Origin of the sequence: Streptomyces griseus subsp. griseus, assembly GCF_003610995.1 — a bacterium.
Lineage (GTDB): Bacteria > Actinomycetota > Actinomycetes > Streptomycetales > Streptomycetaceae > Streptomyces.
Window position 1 is genome coordinate 1229537 of sequence record NZ_CP032543.1, and the last position, 14994, is coordinate 1244530.

Sequence of the window (14994 nt, forward strand, 5' to 3'; positions counted from 1 at the left end):
GATACCTAACGTTCATCCTTGAACTCCCACCGGTCTCGGCGGTCCGGACGACGTTAGGGGCCCCCTCGAAGGGTTAACAAGACGTTGACGCGTGAGCAATACGAGCAAAACCCCAGGTCAACGCAGTGGTGTTACGGAGGGGGTTATGGGGACGGGGTCACCGTCACCGGAATGGCGTTCAGTACGGCGGTGCCGGAGAGCGGGTCCAGGAGGGTGCCGTCGAGGAGCTGGTTCACGTTGGCGCCGGGGTGGGCGGCGGCGACCGCCATCCGGGTCCCGGGGCGGCTGTGGCCCCAGCCGTGCGGGAGGCTCACCACTCCGCTGCGTACGGTGTCCGTGATCTCGGCGGGGGCCTCGATCCCGCCGCCCGCCGACTCGATCCGTACGGTGGCCCCGTCCACGAGCCCGAGCCGGGCCGCGTCGTCGGGGTGGACCTGGAGGGTGCAGACGTTGGAGCCGCCGCTGAGCGAACCGACGTTGTGCATCCAGCTGTTGTTGGAGCGCAGATGGCGGCGGCCGACGAGGACGAGCGGGGCGGGCCGGTCGCCCAGCGCCCGGCGCAGGCGGGGCAGGTCGGCGGCGATCGGGGCGGGAAGCAGCTCGACGCGGCCGGAGCGGGTGCGCAGGATCTCCGGGACCCGTGGCTTCAGCGGGCCGAGGTCGATGCCGTGCGGGTGGGCGAGAAGCTGCTCCAGTGTCAGACCGTACGGGCCGAGCCGCAGCATGAGGTCGAGGCGGCGCTCGGGGCCGCTGTCGCCGGTGAGCTCGTCGGCCAGCTCCGCCGGGGCGCCCGCCTTGGTGATCGCGGTGGTGACGGCGAGGTCGTCGACGGCGGAGGGCGGGGCGCCGTGCATCCCGCTCACCGCGAGGATCAGCCGGGCGTGGATCTCGCTCTCGTCCAGCCGCCCGTCCTCCAGCGGTACGGGGGCCGGGGTGTAGCGGACCTGGTTGTGCACGGCGAAGGAGTTGAACGCGAAGTCGAAGTGGGCGCTCTGCGCGGGCGGCGGCGGTGGCAGGACGACGTCCGCGTGGCGGGAGGTCTCGTTCAGATACGGGTCGACGCTGACCATGAAGTCGAGGTGGCCGGCGAGCGCCGCGTCCAGCCGGTCGCCGTCGGGCGCGGAGAGGACCGGGTTGGCGGCGAGGACGACCAGGGCCCGGATGCGGTCCTCCCCCGGGGTCTCGATCTCCTCGGCCAGTGCGGCGATGGGGAGTTCGCCCTTGGCCTCGGGGTGGCCGGAGACCCGGCTCGCCCAGCGCCCGAGGGCGAAGCCCTTGCCGGGAACGAGGCCCTTGCCGGGGGCGGCGGGGCGGGGTGCGCGAGCGGTCGCGGAGAGCGGGAACAGCGCGCCGCCGGGGCGGTCGAGGTTGCCGGTGAGGATGTTGAGGACGTCCACCAGCCAGCTGGCGAGGGTGCCGTGCTCCACGGTGCAGCTGCCGATCCGCCCGTAGACGGCGGCGGTGGGGGCGGCGGCCAGCTCCCGGGCGAGGGCGGTGATGGTGGCCGCGTCCACATCGCAGGCGGCGGCGACCGCGTCCGGGGTGAAGTCGGCCAGGGCGGTGGCGAGTTCGTCCGCGCCTTCCAGGAATTCGACGAGCGGGCCGGGGTCGGCGAGCTTCTCCTCGAGCAGGACGTGGGCCATCGCGGCGAGCAGCAGCGCGTCCGCTCCCGGCCGGATCGCCACGTGCCGGTCGGCGAGGCGGGCGGTGCGGGTGCGGCGCGGGTCGATGACGGTGAGGGTGCCGCCGCGCCGCCGCAGCGCCCTGAGGCGGCCGGGGAAGTCGGGGGCGGTGCAGAGGCTGCCGTTGGACTCCAGCGGGTTGGCGCCGATCAGGAGGAGGTGGTCGGTGCGGTCGAGATCCGGTACGGGGATGGCGTTGGCGTCTCCGAAGAGGAGCCCGCTGGAGACGTGCTTGGGCATCTGGTCCAGGGTGCTCGCCGTGAAGACGTTGCGGGTGCGCAGGGCGGCGAGGAGCAGGGGCGGGTAGAGGGAGCCCGCCATGGTGTGCACGTTGGGGTTGCCGAGGACCACCCCGACCGCCTGCGGGCCGTGGGCCTCGACCAGGGCCGGTACGCGGGCGGCGACACGGTCGAACGCCTCGCTCCAGGTCGCCTCCCGCAGCTCCCCGTCCTCGCCCCTCACGAGCGGGACGCGCAGCCGGTCGGGGTCGGCGTCCAGCCCTCCGAAGGACGCCCCCTTGGGGCAGATGAAGCCGCGGCTGAAGATGTCGTCGCGGTCGCCGCGCGCACCGGTGACGGTGGTCCCCTCGATGGTGAGGGTGAGGCCGCAGGTGGCCTCGCAGAGGGGGCAGATACGCGGTGCGGTACGGGATGCGCGGGACATGGGCCCTCCCCGGGGCGACGGCGGTGGCGGCGCCGACCGCGTGTACGACGCTGACGGCACAGTGAGCATACCGACCGGTACGCATGTCGGGGAGGCCCTGGAGGGTGGGTACTTGACAGGCACTCCAGGCCCTCCGGCCTCCCGACGCCCCGGACCCCTCAGTCCAGGATCTGCGCGAGGTACGCCCGTACCAGCGTCCGGGTCTCGGCCACGATCGCCGGGTCACCCGCGGGGTCCGTACGGAAGGCGAGCTGGAGCAGCGCGTCGGCCGCCTCGACGCTGACCAGGATGGCCCGCAGCAGTTCCGGGCCGGGGTGGCGGCCGAGATGTCCGGCGAGGAGTTCGGTGAGCCGGCCCGCGAGCCGGCGGTTGGCGTCGTCCGCCGTGTCCTCGGCGGGCGACGGGGGCCCGAAGTCGACCAGGGCGAAGCCGGGCACGGTCCGCTTCATCGCGAGGTACTCGTCCAGCACCGCGTCGATGGCCCCGCGCCAGTCGTCGGCGGGGAGGGGGCCGAGCCGGTCGGTGATGCGCTCGGCGTAGAGGTCCAGGTTGCGCAGCGCGAGGGCGTCGACAAGGGCCCGCTTGTTGGAGAAGAAGCGGTAGACGGAGCCGATGGGCACCTCGGCGCGCAACGCGACGTCACGGGTGGAGAGCTGCTCGTAACCGGTCTCTTCGAGGAGTCCGGCGCAGGCGTCGAGTATCCGGGCGAGCCGGTCGGCGCTGCGCTGCTGTACGGGGGCGCGGCGGAGATTCGGGTTCGGGTGGGGCACGGACCCCATGATGCCGTGCACCTTCCCGGGGCGGTCCGCAAGCCCCCCGGGCGCCGTCCGACACCCCGAATGGCGTGATCCAGGCCGTTGACGCGCCCGCCTCCTATTCCTACGGTGTCCCATAGGATTCGTTGTCCGGCGGATCCAAGGGCTTCACGGTCACCGGGAGTGCGGGATGAGCGGCATCAACCAGGCGAGGAAGACGGCGGAGGGGCTGACGTACTCCTCCGGTTTCGGCAACGAGCACAGCTCGGAGGCGGTCGCGGGGGCGCTGCCGCACGGCCGCAACTCACCCCAGCGCGCCCCCCTCGGGCTCTACGCCGAGCAGCTGAGCGGCTCCGCGTTCACCGAGCCCCGCGCCGACAACCGCCGCTCCTGGCTCTACCGGATCCGCCCCTCCGCCGCCCACCCGGCCTTCACCCGGACCGACAACGGCACTCTGCGCACGGCCCCCTTCACCGAGTCCGTGCCGGACCCGAACCGGCTCCGCTGGAACCCGCTCCCCGACCCCGCACCCGGCACGGACTTCGTCGGCGGGCTGTGGACCCTCGGCGGCAACGGCGACGCCACCCAGCGCACCGGCATGGCGGTGCACCTCTACCACGCCAACTCCTCCATGACCGACCGGGTGTTCAGCGACTCCGACGGCGAGCTGCTGATCGTCCCGGAGCGCGGTGGGCTGCTGCTCCGCACCGAACTGGGCCTGCTGCGCGCCGAACCGGGCCATGTCGCGCTGATCCCGCGCGGTGTCCGCTTCCGGGTGGAGCTGCTGGACGGGACCGCTCGCGGGTACGTATGCGAGAACTACGGCCGCCCGTTCGCCCTCCCTGACCTGGGGCCGATCGGCGCCAACGGGCTCGCGCACGCACGGGACTTCCTGGCCCCGGTCGCGGCGTACGAGGACGAGGACCGGCCGGTGGAGGTGGTCAACAAGTTCTGCGGGAACCTCTGGTCGGCGACGTACGACCACTCCCCCCTCGACGTGGTCGCCTGGTACGGCACCCACGCCCCGTACGTCTACGATCTGCGCCGCTTCAACGTCATCGGGTCGATCAGCTACGACCACCCCGACCCCTCGATCTTCACGGTGCTGACCTCGCCGTCCGACACCCCCGGCCTGGCCGGTGTCGACTTCGTCGTCTTCGCGCCGCGCTGGCTGGTCGGCGAGGACACCTTCCGGCCGCCGTACTTCCACCGGAACGTGATGAGCGAGTACATGGGGCTGATCGACGGCGCGTACGACGCGAAGGCGGACGGCTTCGTCCCCGGGGGCGGCTCGCTGCACAACATGATGTCCGCCCACGGACCGGACCGGGAGACCTTCGACCGGGCGAGCGCCGCGGAGCTGAAGCCGCAGAAGATCGAGGACGGCCTGGCCTTCATGTTCGAGACGCGCTGGCCGGTCATCGCGACCCCGCAGGCGGCCGGGGCCGACCATCTGCAGCGCGGTTACGACGACGTGTGGCAGGGTCTGAGCCGCAACTTCCGGCCGTAGAGACGGGCCAGGCGGCCGGAGGGGCCCGGAGGGACGGGACGGGGACGACGACGTGACGGAGAGCCATGAGACGACGACCGGGGCGCGGGCTGCCGGGGCGGGGGCGCGCGGCGACGCGGAGTCCCTGGCGGGGGCCGGGGTGAACCGGGCACTGCCCGGGGACGCGGAGGCCGGGGTGACCCCCGTCGGCCGGGCGCACCCGGCCGCCTTCGCACCCGACTCGCTCGTCCTCAACCGGAAGCTGCCGCTCTGGTACCAGGTCTCCCAGTCGCTGCGGGCCTCCATACTCGGCCGCCCGCAGGACGCCTCCCTCCGGCTGCCCACCGAGGAGCAGCTCGCCGCCCACTACGGGGTCAGCGTGCTCACCATGCGCCAGGCGCTCAAGGAGCTGGAGACGGAGGGGCTGATCAGCCGGCACCGGCGGCGCGGCACGTTCATAGAGCCGCGCGCCCGGCGGGTCTCCCCGGTCCGGCTGCTCGGCTCGGTCGACGCGATCGTGGCGCAGCAGTCCGGGGAGGCGACGACGGTTCTCGGCCATGGGGCGGTGGCGGTGCCGGGCGACCTCGCCGAGTTCTTCCCGGACTGCGACGAGGTCGTCAGCTACCGGCGGCTGCGCCGCGACGGCGAGAGCGGCGAGCCGACCAACTGGGCGGAGAACGCGGTGCGCCCCGACATCGCCGCCCGGATCGATGTGGCCGACCTCGAACGCTGGCCGATGACCAAGGTCCTGCGGGATGTCGTCGGGGTGCGCATCTCCCGGATCACCGACACGGTGGAGGCCCGGCTCGCCGACCCGGTCACCGCAGAGCTGCTCCAGGTCCCGCTGCTCAGCCCGATCCTGCACTACACGGGCGTGACGTACGACGAGGAGGGGCGCGTGGTGGATGTGGCCCGCATCCGCTACCGGGGCGACCGCTTCTCGTTCTCCGTGACGGTGGAGGCCCACTGACCCGGCCCCACGCGAGGACCGCCCGCCGTTACGATGCGAAGGGTCACGGCGGACACGGGAGGACGGCTCGGTGGCAGCGCGCAGGACGGCGACGGCGGCGGCCGGATCGGGCGAGGACACCACGGCCGTGGAGCTGGACGAGCTGATGCCGTGGTCGGTGCGCCCCCTGAGAACCGGCCGCTCCTGGGTGAGCGGCCCCGATCCCGCCGCCCTCCGGGCTCGCTGGGAGCGCCTGGCCGCCGCCGAAGGCACCGAGCAGGAGCGGCTGTTCCGCCCGAGCCGCTCCCGTACGCCGCACACCCCGGCCGCCGCGCTGCCCGGCCGGTCCACCGGCGGGAGCGGCGCCGGGACCACCACGGGCACCGGCCGCTTCGCCCGTAAACCGGGCGCCTGCCCTGACCCCGTACGCATCCTGCACGGCCCGTTCGACGAGCAGTGGCTGCTCCCCGACCACCGGCTGATCGACGCGGCCCGCCCGGAGCTGTGGCGGGTCGGCGACGAGCGGCAGCTCTTCGCGGTCGAACACGGTTACGTCCCCCAGACCGCCGGGCCCGCCCTGTCGGTGACCCATCTGCTCCCCGACGGGCACTCCCCCGCCGGCCGCCCGGGCCGGATCCGGCCGCTGTACCGGCGGCCCGACGCCACCGAACCCAACCTGGCACCCGGCCTGCTGGACGTCCTGCGTACGCAGCTGGGGCCGGAGGTGCGGCCCGAGTCCGTGCTGGCCTGGATCGTGGCCGCCGCCCTGCCCGCCCCGTCCGGCTGCCGGGTCCCGCTGCCCGCCGACGCCGAGGTGTGGGCGGCCGGGGTGGAGCTGGGCCGGGAGCTGACGCGGGTGCAGCTGCGGGGCGCCCGGGGCGGGGAGCGGCCCCGGCTGCCGGGCGGGCGCAGGCCCTACGTCCGGGCGGCGCTCCCGGTCCGGCCCACCGGGATCGCGTACGACGCGGAGGCCGGGGCCCTGGTGATCGGCGACGGCCGGATCTCGCCGGTGGAGGCGGGGGCATGGGAGTTCACGGTGAGCGGCGTACGGGTGCTGGAGCTGTGGTTCGAGCGCCGGGCGGCGGCAGCTGTGGGCGCGGTTCCCGAGGGCGCGGACGCCGACGGGCTGGACGCGGTCGGGGCGCGCGGGTGGACCCCGGAGTGGACCTCGGAGCTGCTGGAGCTCATCTCCGTGCTGACGCTCCTGGACGGTCTGCGGCCCCGGCAGGCGGCGCTGCGGGCCCGGCTGGAGCGGGCCGAGGTGCCCCTGATCTCCCGGGAGGAGCTGCGGGCGGCCGGGGTCGTGCCGGTCCCGGCGTCCGCACGGCGGCCCGCCTCGGTGCTGGGCCACCAGGAGGAGGGGCCGGAGGGGCAGTTCGCGCTGCTCTGAGCTTCCCGGGGGCGTGCGGTGAGGGGCGGGAGTGGCAGACGCGCCGGTCACAGGGTAAGCACGGGGCCATGAATACCTCGCCACTCCCCCTCGACGGCATCACCGTGGTGGCCGTCGAACAGGCCGTCGCCGCCCCCTTCGCCACCCGTCAGCTCGCCGATCTCGGGGCCAGGGTCATCAAGGTGGAGCGCCCGGACGGCGGCGATTTCGCGCGCGGCTACGACACGGCGGCGCGCGGTCTCGCCTCGCACTTCGTCTGGTGCAACCGGGGCAAGGAGTCCCTGGCGGTCGACCTGAAGGACCCGCGCGGGCTGGCGGTGGTGCGTGAACTCGTGGCCGGGGCGGATGTGTTCGTACAGAATCTGGCCCAGGGCGCGGCGGCCCGGCTCGGGCTGGACGCCGCCACGCTCTGTGCGGCGCACCCGAGGCTGGTGGCCGTGGACATCTCCGGCTACGGGGAGAGCGGACCGTACGCGCACAAGCGGGCCTACGACATGCTCGTGCAGTGCGAGGCGGGCCTGGTCTCCGTCACCGGCACCGCGGATCAGCCGGTGAAGGCGGGCATTCCGGCGGCGGACATCGCGGCGGCCATGTACGCGTTCTCCGGGGTGCTGGCGGCGCTGGTCCGGCGAGCTACGACCGGGCGGGGCGGGCCGGTGGAGGTCGCCATGCTGGACGCGCTGGCCGAGTGGATGGGGCACCCGCTGCACCAGGGGATGCACGGGGCCCCGCCCCCGCCGCGTACGGGGCTCGCGCACTCGGTGATCGCGCCGTACGACGCCTACGGCACGGCCGACGGCGAGCAGGTGCTGCTCTCCGTGCAGAACGACCGGGAGTGGCGGCGGCTGGCCGAGCAGGTGCTCGTACGGCCGGAGTTGGCCGACGATCCGGAGTTCGCGACGAACACCGCGCGCACGGCGAACCGGAAGCGGACCGATGAGGTGGTGGGGCGGGCGCTGGCGCGGCTGACGGGTCGGGAGGCGCTGGACGCGCTGGAGACGGCGGGGATCGCCTGCGCCCGGCTGAACACGGTGACCGACCTGGCGGCGCACCCGCAGCTGACGGCGCGGGACCGGTGGCGGGAAGTGGAGTCACCGGTCGGGCCGTTGCGGGCGCTGCTGCCGCCGATCACGCTGCCGGGCGGCCCGGAACCTCGGATGGGTGCCGTTCCGGCGCTGGGTGAACACACCGATGCGCTGCTGCGAGCCCTGGGGATGACGGACGAACAGGCATCGGTGCTGCGCCGGGACGGAGTGATCGCCTGAGCCACCCCCTGCGGCAGGAGGCCTCAGGAGGTGGGCCGCCCCGAGCGGTGGGCCGGCCCGGTGATCGAGGCGGCGCCGGTCAGTGGCGGCTGCCGAAGAGCGAGCGCCGCAGTCGCCGCAGCGGCGCGAAGAGCGACACACGGGCGCTCCTGCTCCGGCGGGTGTGCGCGGCATCACGCGAGGTCAGCTCGCGCATCAGCAGCGTCGCCTCCGCCGACTCGCGCTGCGGGACGACAGGGCCGCCGAGCACCGCGAGATGGCGGTCGAGGCGCGTACTGGTCGCACCGCTTCCGCATGTGATGGCAGGCACTCGCGGCCTGCTCCGCACCGTTATCTGTTCCATGTCACTCCCCACCCGTACGAGGGCACCCGGTCCGGGCAGGTTAACCCTATCGCCCCACGGTGACACACGGGTATCCCGCCTGCGGGACCAGCACACCTATACGGAGGTTGACGACCAGTTGCCGAATCCGCCCGATTCCAGGGCGACTTCGGACACTTCGGATGGCCTGTTCGACGGAGCGGGAGGCCCCGGCTGCCGGGGCCTCCCGCTCAGCAAGCTGGTTCTCTTTTCAACTAGCCTGTCAGGCCGCCGACTTGAAGACCGGCAGATACCCACCCGACTGTCCGGCGGCGGTGGGGTGGTAGGACTCACCGATGTTGAGCCAGTTCACGCTGTGCAACCACGAGTTGCTGGAGCAGATCTCGTGCCCGGCGAAGGTCGTCCTGACGTCACCGAAGGTGAAGCCGTGGTCGGCGGCGCGCTTGGCGGTGGCGGCGTTGAGATGGTCGGAGGCGCCGTTGATGGCGGAGCGCTCCTTCTCGCTGAGGCCGGCCACGCAGCCGCCGCTGAGCTGGTAGAAGCGGGGGTAGCCGAGGACGACGACCCGGGCGGAGGGGGCCTTGGCCTTGATGGCGGAGTACACGGAGTCGAGCCGGGCGGGCAGGGTCGAGTCGACGTAGGCGCGGGCGGTGGCGATGCGGTTGAGGCAGGTGGCCTCGGACTGGAGGACACAGGTCGTCATGACGTCGGCGAAGCCCGCGTCATTGCCGCCGATGGAGATCGAGACGAGGTCGGTGGAGGCGTTGAGCGGCCCGAGCTGACTGCTCGTGACGTCATTGGTCCTGGCGCCCGAGCAGGCGGTGAAGGCGAAGCTGGCGGGGGAGTTGGCGTTGGCCCAGAGCCGGGGGAAGGCGCGGGTGCTGCGCTTGCAGTCGCCGCTGGAGCTCTCGTAGCTGCCGGCCCCGACCCCGGAGGAGTACGAGTCGCCGAGGGCGACGTAGTCGACGGCCTGGGCGGAGGAGTCGGCGTTCGCGATCCCCGCACCGGTCAGGGCGAGGGCGGCACCGAGCAGGAGCGAGGACGAGAACGCCACGAGTCTGGACATTTTCATGGGGGGACTCCTTGAGCAGGGGTAACTGCGTTACTCCGTAGTAGCAGCGCACCCGGCTCGCTGGAAGTGTTCATGCCAAAAATAACTGGCGAGTGCTTCCGCCCGCCCCCAGGAGTTCAACGGACGCGCCTTGACGCGCCGGTGCCGTGGCGTCACCTCCGGCGTGGGTACGGTGACGGCGCGTCGGCAGGGGACGGGGATGCCGGGCCGGTGAAACCTGGGTGCGTGGGGTGGCCCCGTGCCGGATCATGGGCGCCATGTCTGCCAACCCCGAGTCCGCTCTGCCGATCCGGCTCACCGTCGACGACAGCGACTCCCCCTCCGACATCGTCGACGCGCTCTTCCTCGGCCGCTTCGCGACGGGCGAGCAGCCTTACTCCCACAGCTCCTCCCTCGACCGGGTCAAGGCCGCGGCGACCCTGTTGCCCCCGCAGGCCTCGGTGCTGCGGGCCGCCCGTGACGACGACCGCAGCGCCACGCTGGCCGAGGGCGACGGCTGGACCCTGCTGGTCTCGCGGTGGAACCGGGGCGCGGACGTCACGGTCACGGCGACCAGCCCCGAGCTGGCGGAGAGGGTCCTCGGGCAGGCGACCGACGGTGCCCAGGACGAGCCGGAGCCCCAGCCAGACAACGTGACCATGGGCTTCTGGTACGTCTCCCCGCGCCGCGGTCCGTACCGCACCACCCGGCAGATCAGCGCCGGCAGCTGGGACGAGGTGCGCCCCAACTACACCGCACCCGTGGCCGATGCCATGGACCGGCTGATGAAGGTCACCCCGGACGACATCGCGGGGAGGCTCCTCCTGCTCCACGGGCCGCCCGGCACCGGCAAGACGTCCGCGCTGCGCACCCTGGCCCGCTCCTGGCGCGACTGGTGCCAGGTCGACTGCGTGCTGGACCCGGAGCGGCTCTTCAACGACGTCGGCTATCTGATGGACATCGCGATCGGCGAGGACGACGGCACGGCGAAGGGCCGGTGGCGGCTGCTGCTCCTGGAGGACTGCGACGAGCTGATCCGGGGCGAGGCCAAGCACACGGCGGGCCAGGCGCTGTCCCGGCTGCTGAACCTGACGGACGGTCTGCTCGGCCAGGGCCGCAACGTGCTGGTGGGGGTCACCACCAACGAGGATCTGGAGCGGCTGCATCCGGCGGTCGTCCGGCCGGGGCGCTGCCTGGCCCGGATCGAGGTGGGCCCGCTGACCCGCCAGGAGTCGGTGGCGTGGCTGGGCACGGAGGAGGGCGTGAGCCGGGAGGGCAGCTCACTCGCGGAGCTGTACGCCCTGCGCCGGGGCATCGGCCCCGCGTCGGTGCCGAAGCAGGACGCGGGGGCGGACGCTGGGCTGTATCTGTAGGCGGTACGGGGGCGGGTGCGGGATCTGCGGTTGGCACCGGCGCTCGCCCGGTCCGGATCCGCGCCGTACGGGAGTGCGCTCGGGGCCCGCGTCGGTGCGGGGTCCGCAGCCGGTACGGGAGCGCCCTCGGGCGCGGGGGCGTGTGGGGCGCGGGCTCGGGGCACACGGCGCATGAGGAAGGCGCGGCGCGTGGGGCGGGCCCGGGGCACGCGGCGCGTGAGGGGGCGGGGCGCGTGAAAGCGCGGGTCAGCTCAGCGCGCGTACGCCGCCCGGACCGCGTCCTGGGCGAGCGACAGCGCCCGGTCCCGGGGCAGCCCGAGCCGCTGGGCGGCCTCCGCGTAACTCTGCGCGGCTGCGGCCGCCTTCTGCTCGGCCGCTCCCCCGGCGGCCGCGACGAAGGTCCCGTTGCGGCCCCGGGTCTCGATCACCCCGTCGGCCTCCAGGGCGCGGTAGGCCTTGGCCACGGTGTTGGCGGCAAGACCCAGCTCCTCGGCGTAGCCGCGTACGGTCGGGAGCCGGTGGCCGACCGGGAGCACACCGGAACGGGCCAACTCGGAGAGCTGGGTGCGCAGTTGCTCGTACGGGGCGATGCCGGAGTCCGGATCCAGGACGATCTTCTCAGTCACGGGCTTCTCAGTCACCGGCCGATTGTCCCCCACGGGCGCGCCCACGGCGGGAAAAAGGGGAGGCGGTCGCGGCGGGGCCGCGCGTAACCTCCGCCGCATGACTGTGATTGTGCGCGAGTTCCGGCCGTCCGATGCGGAGGCGTGGACCCGCGTCCGGCGAGCGGCGCTCCCCCACCTGCTGTCCACGCCCGAGCAGGTGACCCACGATCTGGCCCACGCCCATCCGGACCGGCACTACCGGCTGCTGGTGGCCGAACGGGACGGCGAGATCATCGGGACCGCGCAGGCCGGTATCGCCCACGAGAGCACGGAGCCGGGTCAGGGCTCCTGCACCCCGCACGTCCTGCCCGGCCACACCGGCCGCGGGGCGGGTTCGCTGCTGCTGAGCACGGCGGAGGAACATCTGGCGCAGGCCGGGGCCACGGTCGTGCACGCCTGGGTGCTCGACACACCGGAGAGCCTGGGGTTCGCCCGTGCCCGGGGCTACCGGCCGGGCCGCTCCGCCCACTTCCAGCACCTGGACCTGGCGGGCGACGCCCTGCCCCCGCTCCAGGAGGTCCCGGCGGGTGTGGAGCTGAGGTCGGGAGCCGACTTCGCCGACGATCCCCGGCCGCTCTTCACGGCGGACGCCGAGGTGACAGCCGACGAGCCCACCGACATCCCCACCGAGCTGGACGACTACGAGGACTGGCTGACGAACACCTGGCGCCACCCGACCTTCGACGCCGCGCTCACCACGGTGGTCCTGGTGGACGGTCAGGTGGCGGCGTTCAGCGCGGCGGGCACCGACGGGAGCGGAACGTACTCCACCCACATGACCGGCACCCTGCGGGCCTTCCGGGGACGGGGTCTGGCCAAGCTGGCGAAGAACGACTCGCTGCACCGGGCGCGGGCGGCCGGCTGCACGGACGCCTACACCGCCAACGACACGGACAACGGCCCGATGCTGGCCATCAACAAGGGGTTCGGCTACGCCATCTGCGCTACGGAGATCCGCCATGCCCGCACTCTCGGCTGAATCACGGGCCCCACGGTCCGAAGGGGTGGTCGTCGCCCTGACCAAGGCGGGCCGCACCAAGATCAGGTATCCGGCGGAGCTGGTCCGCGACGACGGCACCCGCGTCACCGTCCGCGCGCCATGGGCCGCCCCCGGGGTGCGGGACTTCGGCTTCGTCCGGTTCGAGCCGGGTGATGTCTTCACCGAGCACTACTGGCGGGACCGGTGGTTCGCGGTGAAGGAGGTCCGCACCGCCGGCGGCCAGCTGAAGGGCTGGTACTGCGACATCACCCGGCCGGCGGTCCTGGCCGACGGGGTGCTGGCGGTCGAGGATCTGGACCTGGACCTGTGGGTGTCGGCGGACGGCACCTCCGTACTCCGGCTGGACGAGGACGAGTTCGAGGCGAGCGGCCTGTCCGCACGCGATCCCGGGGCGGCGGGTGCGGCGGCCCGGGCCCTGGACGAGCTGGAGGAACTGGCCCGGGCGGAGGGGCTGACGGCCCTGCTGGCCTGACCGCCCTTCCCCCTTGGCGGCCTTCAGGGGCGAGGCACGGACCCCACGACCAGCTCCGCCTCGTCCTCCAGACGGGCGGCGCAGTGGCCCTCACCCCCGGCGTACGCGTGACGGTCGGGGTGGAGCAGCCGCCAGCCGTACGCGGGTGCCTCGGCCGTCAGGGCGTCCAGCGTGGCCCGGTCCGCGACGTGGAACGCCAGGTGGTCGAGGCCGGGGCGGCGGCGGTCGTGATGGTCGGCGGACGGATCGGGGGACTGCTCCACGACCACGTAACTCTCACCGCGCCGCCAGCTGCGGCCGTCCGCCCAGCTCTGGTACGGGAGGTGGCCGAGCCGGGTCAGCAGCCATCCCCACCGGCGCTCCGCACCCGCGAGGTCGGGCACCCACAACTCGATGTGGTGCACCCGGCCGGTCCGCTCGGCGGCGGGTGGCAGCGCCACGGCCCGGCGAGGGCCGTCCGGCCGGTGGGCGACCGGGTCGCCGTCCTCGTGCCAGTGGATCATGAAGTGCTCACCCGCCCGGTAACCGTCGAGGCCCGCACGGCAGTACGCGACCATGTCGTCGGGCAGGGCGTCGAGCGGGAACCAGTCCAACTCGGAGCACTTCTCCGGCTCCGCGTTGCGCGGCGGGTGGTCCGCGTCGTACTCCGCTACGAAGAACCAGCCCATCCGCGCCCCGCCGCCGGGTCCCCGGTGCTGCATCACTAGCGCGACCCGCACCTCGTCCGGATCCAGGGCGACACCGATCTCCTCCGCGGCCTCCCGGATCATCGCCTCGCGGACGTCCTCCCCGTCCTCCGCATGACCGGAAGGCATGTGCAGCAGCCCGTCCGCGTACCCCGTGCCGGCTCGGCGGGCGAGCAGGACGTCCGGGCCCCGGCGCAGGATGAGATGGACGTCGACGACCTCGGTGTGGCGGTGGGGCGGCTCGGCGCGGGCCACCAGCGCGTACCGCTCGTCGTCGACCTCCTTGCCCCACAGTCGCGCGTCACCGGCCAGGTCCTCGTGGTGGACGCGCTCGGTGTGCGGGGCGAGCAGGGCGGTGATCCGGGCTGCGGGGAGGCCGACGCCGCCCCAGACCCCTTCGACCAGGACCAGCCGCCCGCCCGGCTTCAGCAGCCCGAACCAGTGGTGCAGGGCGGCCGCCGGATCGGGCAGCAGCCAGACGACGTGCCGGGCGAGGATCACATCGAACACCCGCTCCCCCACCGGCGGCAGGCACGCGTCCCCGACCAGGACCTCGGCGCCGGTCCCGGCGAGCTTGGCCCGGGCCAGCTCGGCCATCCCGGGCGAGCGGTCGACGGCGGTGACCCGGTGGCCCTGGCCGGCGGCGAGCAGCGAGAGGCTCCCCGTACCGCATCCCAGGTCCAGCACGTCACTGCGGGTGGCGGGCAGCCAGCTCTCCAGCCGCCCGGCCCACGCGTCGCGCACCGCCGGGTCGTAAAGCCCGTGGTCGGGCTCCTCGTCGAAGGATCCGGCCGCCGCGTCCCAGTCGATCGTCGTCATGCGTCGATACTCCCAGCCACCACTGACAGCCCCGGATCCCCCGTTGGCAGGAGGCGGCCGGAGGCTCCGGTTCCGCCCACGGTGAGCCGCCGGACGGATGGGAGCGCTCCCAGCTTCAGACCGATCCGAGTGACGCATCACGCACGATGGGTTGTCAGGGTCACGGCAACGCTCTTACAGTCCGTAAGTACCACCGGATGGGAGCGCTCCCAGATCCGCGCGCCGGGCGCATCCCTTCCGTGGCCGCCCCTCCGGTCGTCCCCGCAGAAAGGCTCCGCATGCGAGCGTCACCGCGCCCCGTGCCGTGCACCGCCCCCTCATCACCCCTGCCGACGCCGGCCTGACGCTGTTCGGGCCGACGCCGGGCCCCGGGCGGCGGGAGACACGGCCGGAAGACCATCCCCACACAGGCA

General features: G+C 73.5%; 13 protein-coding genes. 7 read left to right on the top strand and 6 right to left on the bottom strand.

From position 1 onward, the window contains the following. Positions 1-143: 143 nt before the first annotated feature. The gene (locus tag D6270_RS05695) at positions 144-2345 is read right to left on the bottom strand and encodes a molybdopterin-dependent oxidoreductase (protein WP_109166440.1); all 2202 of its coding nucleotides are present in this window, start codon (positions 2343-2345) and stop codon (positions 144-146) included. A 158-nt stretch (positions 2346-2503) separates the two neighbouring features. Next, positions 2504-3124, bottom strand: a complete 621-nt coding sequence (locus tag D6270_RS05700; RefSeq protein ID WP_109166439.1) for a TetR/AcrR family transcriptional regulator — start codon at positions 3122-3124, stop codon at positions 2504-2506. Between the two features lie 166 nt (positions 3125-3290). On the opposite strand from D6270_RS05700, the gene hmgA reads away from it, so the two are divergent. The 4 genes from hmgA to D6270_RS05720 all read left to right on the top strand — a co-directional run bounded on the left by hmgA (position 3291) and on the right by D6270_RS05720 (position 8193). Continuing rightward, positions 3291-4610 (top strand): homogentisate 1,2-dioxygenase, encoded by a 1320-nt coding sequence (gene hmgA / locus D6270_RS05705; protein ID WP_109166438.1) that lies wholly within the window; start codon positions 3291-3293, stop codon positions 4608-4610. 175 nt (positions 4611-4785) lie between these two features. After that, the gene (locus tag D6270_RS05710; protein WP_109166436.1) at positions 4786-5559 is read left to right on the top strand and encodes a GntR family transcriptional regulator; all 774 of its coding nucleotides are present in this window, start codon (positions 4786-4788) and stop codon (positions 5557-5559) included. 70 nt (positions 5560-5629) lie between these two features. Further along, positions 5630-6928: a type ISP restriction/modification enzyme gene (locus D6270_RS05715; protein WP_109166435.1), complete on the top strand. Its 1299-nt coding sequence runs from the start codon at positions 5630-5632 to the stop codon at positions 6926-6928. Between the two features lie 68 nt (positions 6929-6996). Further along, positions 6997-8193 (top strand): CaiB/BaiF CoA transferase family protein, encoded by a 1197-nt coding sequence (locus tag D6270_RS05720; protein WP_109166434.1) that lies wholly within the window; start codon positions 6997-6999, stop codon positions 8191-8193. 79 nt (positions 8194-8272) lie between these two features. Here D6270_RS05720 and D6270_RS05725 read toward each other — a convergent pair whose 3' ends face one another. Both D6270_RS05725 and D6270_RS05730 read right to left on the bottom strand, forming a co-directional pair. After that, positions 8273-8536, bottom strand: coding sequence for a hypothetical protein (locus tag D6270_RS05725; RefSeq protein WP_026242095.1), 264 nt, complete (start codon positions 8534-8536; stop codon positions 8273-8275). A gap of 241 nt (positions 8537-8777) precedes the next feature. Further along, positions 8778-9587, bottom strand: a complete 810-nt coding sequence (locus D6270_RS05730; protein WP_109166433.1) for an SGNH/GDSL hydrolase family protein — start codon at positions 9585-9587, stop codon at positions 8778-8780. Between the two features lie 257 nt (positions 9588-9844). Between D6270_RS05730 and D6270_RS05735 the strand changes: the two genes are divergently transcribed. Next, on the top strand, positions 9845-10939 hold the full coding sequence (locus D6270_RS05735; RefSeq protein ID WP_109167574.1) for a DUF5925 domain-containing protein: 1095 nt from the start codon (positions 9845-9847) through the stop codon (positions 10937-10939). A 251-nt stretch (positions 10940-11190) separates the two neighbouring features. Here D6270_RS05735 and D6270_RS05740 read toward each other — a convergent pair whose 3' ends face one another. Beyond that, positions 11191-11565: a GntR family transcriptional regulator gene (locus tag D6270_RS05740; RefSeq protein ID WP_093685873.1), complete on the bottom strand. Its 375-nt coding sequence runs from the start codon at positions 11563-11565 to the stop codon at positions 11191-11193. 97 nt (positions 11566-11662) lie between these two features. Here D6270_RS05740 and D6270_RS05745 point away from each other — a divergent pair, with 97 nt between their 5' ends. Together D6270_RS05745 and D6270_RS05750 are read left to right on the top strand one after the other, a co-directional pair. After that, a complete protein-coding gene (locus tag D6270_RS05745; RefSeq protein WP_109166432.1) occupies positions 11663-12583 on the top strand; it encodes a GNAT family N-acetyltransferase in 921 nt (306 codons plus the stop codon). Next, positions 12564-13076: a ribonuclease FAU-1 family protein gene (locus D6270_RS05750; protein ID WP_109166431.1), complete on the top strand. Its 513-nt coding sequence runs from the start codon at positions 12564-12566 to the stop codon at positions 13074-13076. Before D6270_RS05745 ends, D6270_RS05750 begins: the two co-directional genes overlap by 20 nt. Before the next feature lie 23 nt (positions 13077-13099). On the opposite strand, the gene D6270_RS05755 is transcribed toward D6270_RS05750, so the two are convergent. Next, positions 13100-14581 carry a trifunctional class I SAM-dependent methyltransferase/NUDIX hydrolase/VOC family protein gene (locus tag D6270_RS05755; protein ID WP_109166430.1) on the bottom strand — a complete coding sequence of 494 codons (1482 nt, stop codon included), beginning with the start codon at positions 14579-14581 and terminating at the stop codon, positions 13100-13102. Positions 14582-14994 lie beyond the last annotated feature (413 nt).

Coding starts and splice junctions, on each gene's coding strand:
- D6270_RS05750 (WP_109166431.1), top strand. CDS start 12,564: ATGCCCGCACTCTCGGCTGAATCACGGGCCCCACGGTCCGAAGGGGTG.
- D6270_RS05725 (WP_026242095.1), bottom strand. CDS start 8,536: ATGGAACAGATAACGGTGCGGAGCAGGCCGCGAGTGCCTGCCATCACA.
- D6270_RS05700 (WP_109166439.1), bottom strand. CDS start 3,124: ATGGGGTCCGTGCCCCACCCGAACCCGAATCTCCGCCGCGCCCCCGTA.
- D6270_RS05730 (WP_109166433.1), bottom strand. CDS start 9,587: ATGAAAATGTCCAGACTCGTGGCGTTCTCGTCCTCGCTCCTGCTCGGT.
- D6270_RS05720 (WP_109166434.1), top strand. CDS start 6,997: ATGAATACCTCGCCACTCCCCCTCGACGGCATCACCGTGGTGGCCGTC.
- D6270_RS05755 (WP_109166430.1), bottom strand. CDS start 14,581: ATGACGACGATCGACTGGGACGCGGCGGCCGGATCCTTCGACGAGGAG.
- D6270_RS05735 (WP_109167574.1), top strand. CDS start 9,845: ATGTCTGCCAACCCCGAGTCCGCTCTGCCGATCCGGCTCACCGTCGAC.
- D6270_RS05695 (WP_109166440.1), bottom strand. CDS start 2,345: ATGTCCCGCGCATCCCGTACCGCACCGCGTATCTGCCCCCTCTGCGAG.
- hmgA (WP_109166438.1), top strand. CDS start 3,291: ATGAGCGGCATCAACCAGGCGAGGAAGACGGCGGAGGGGCTGACGTAC.
- D6270_RS05745 (WP_109166432.1), top strand. CDS start 11,663: ATGACTGTGATTGTGCGCGAGTTCCGGCCGTCCGATGCGGAGGCGTGG.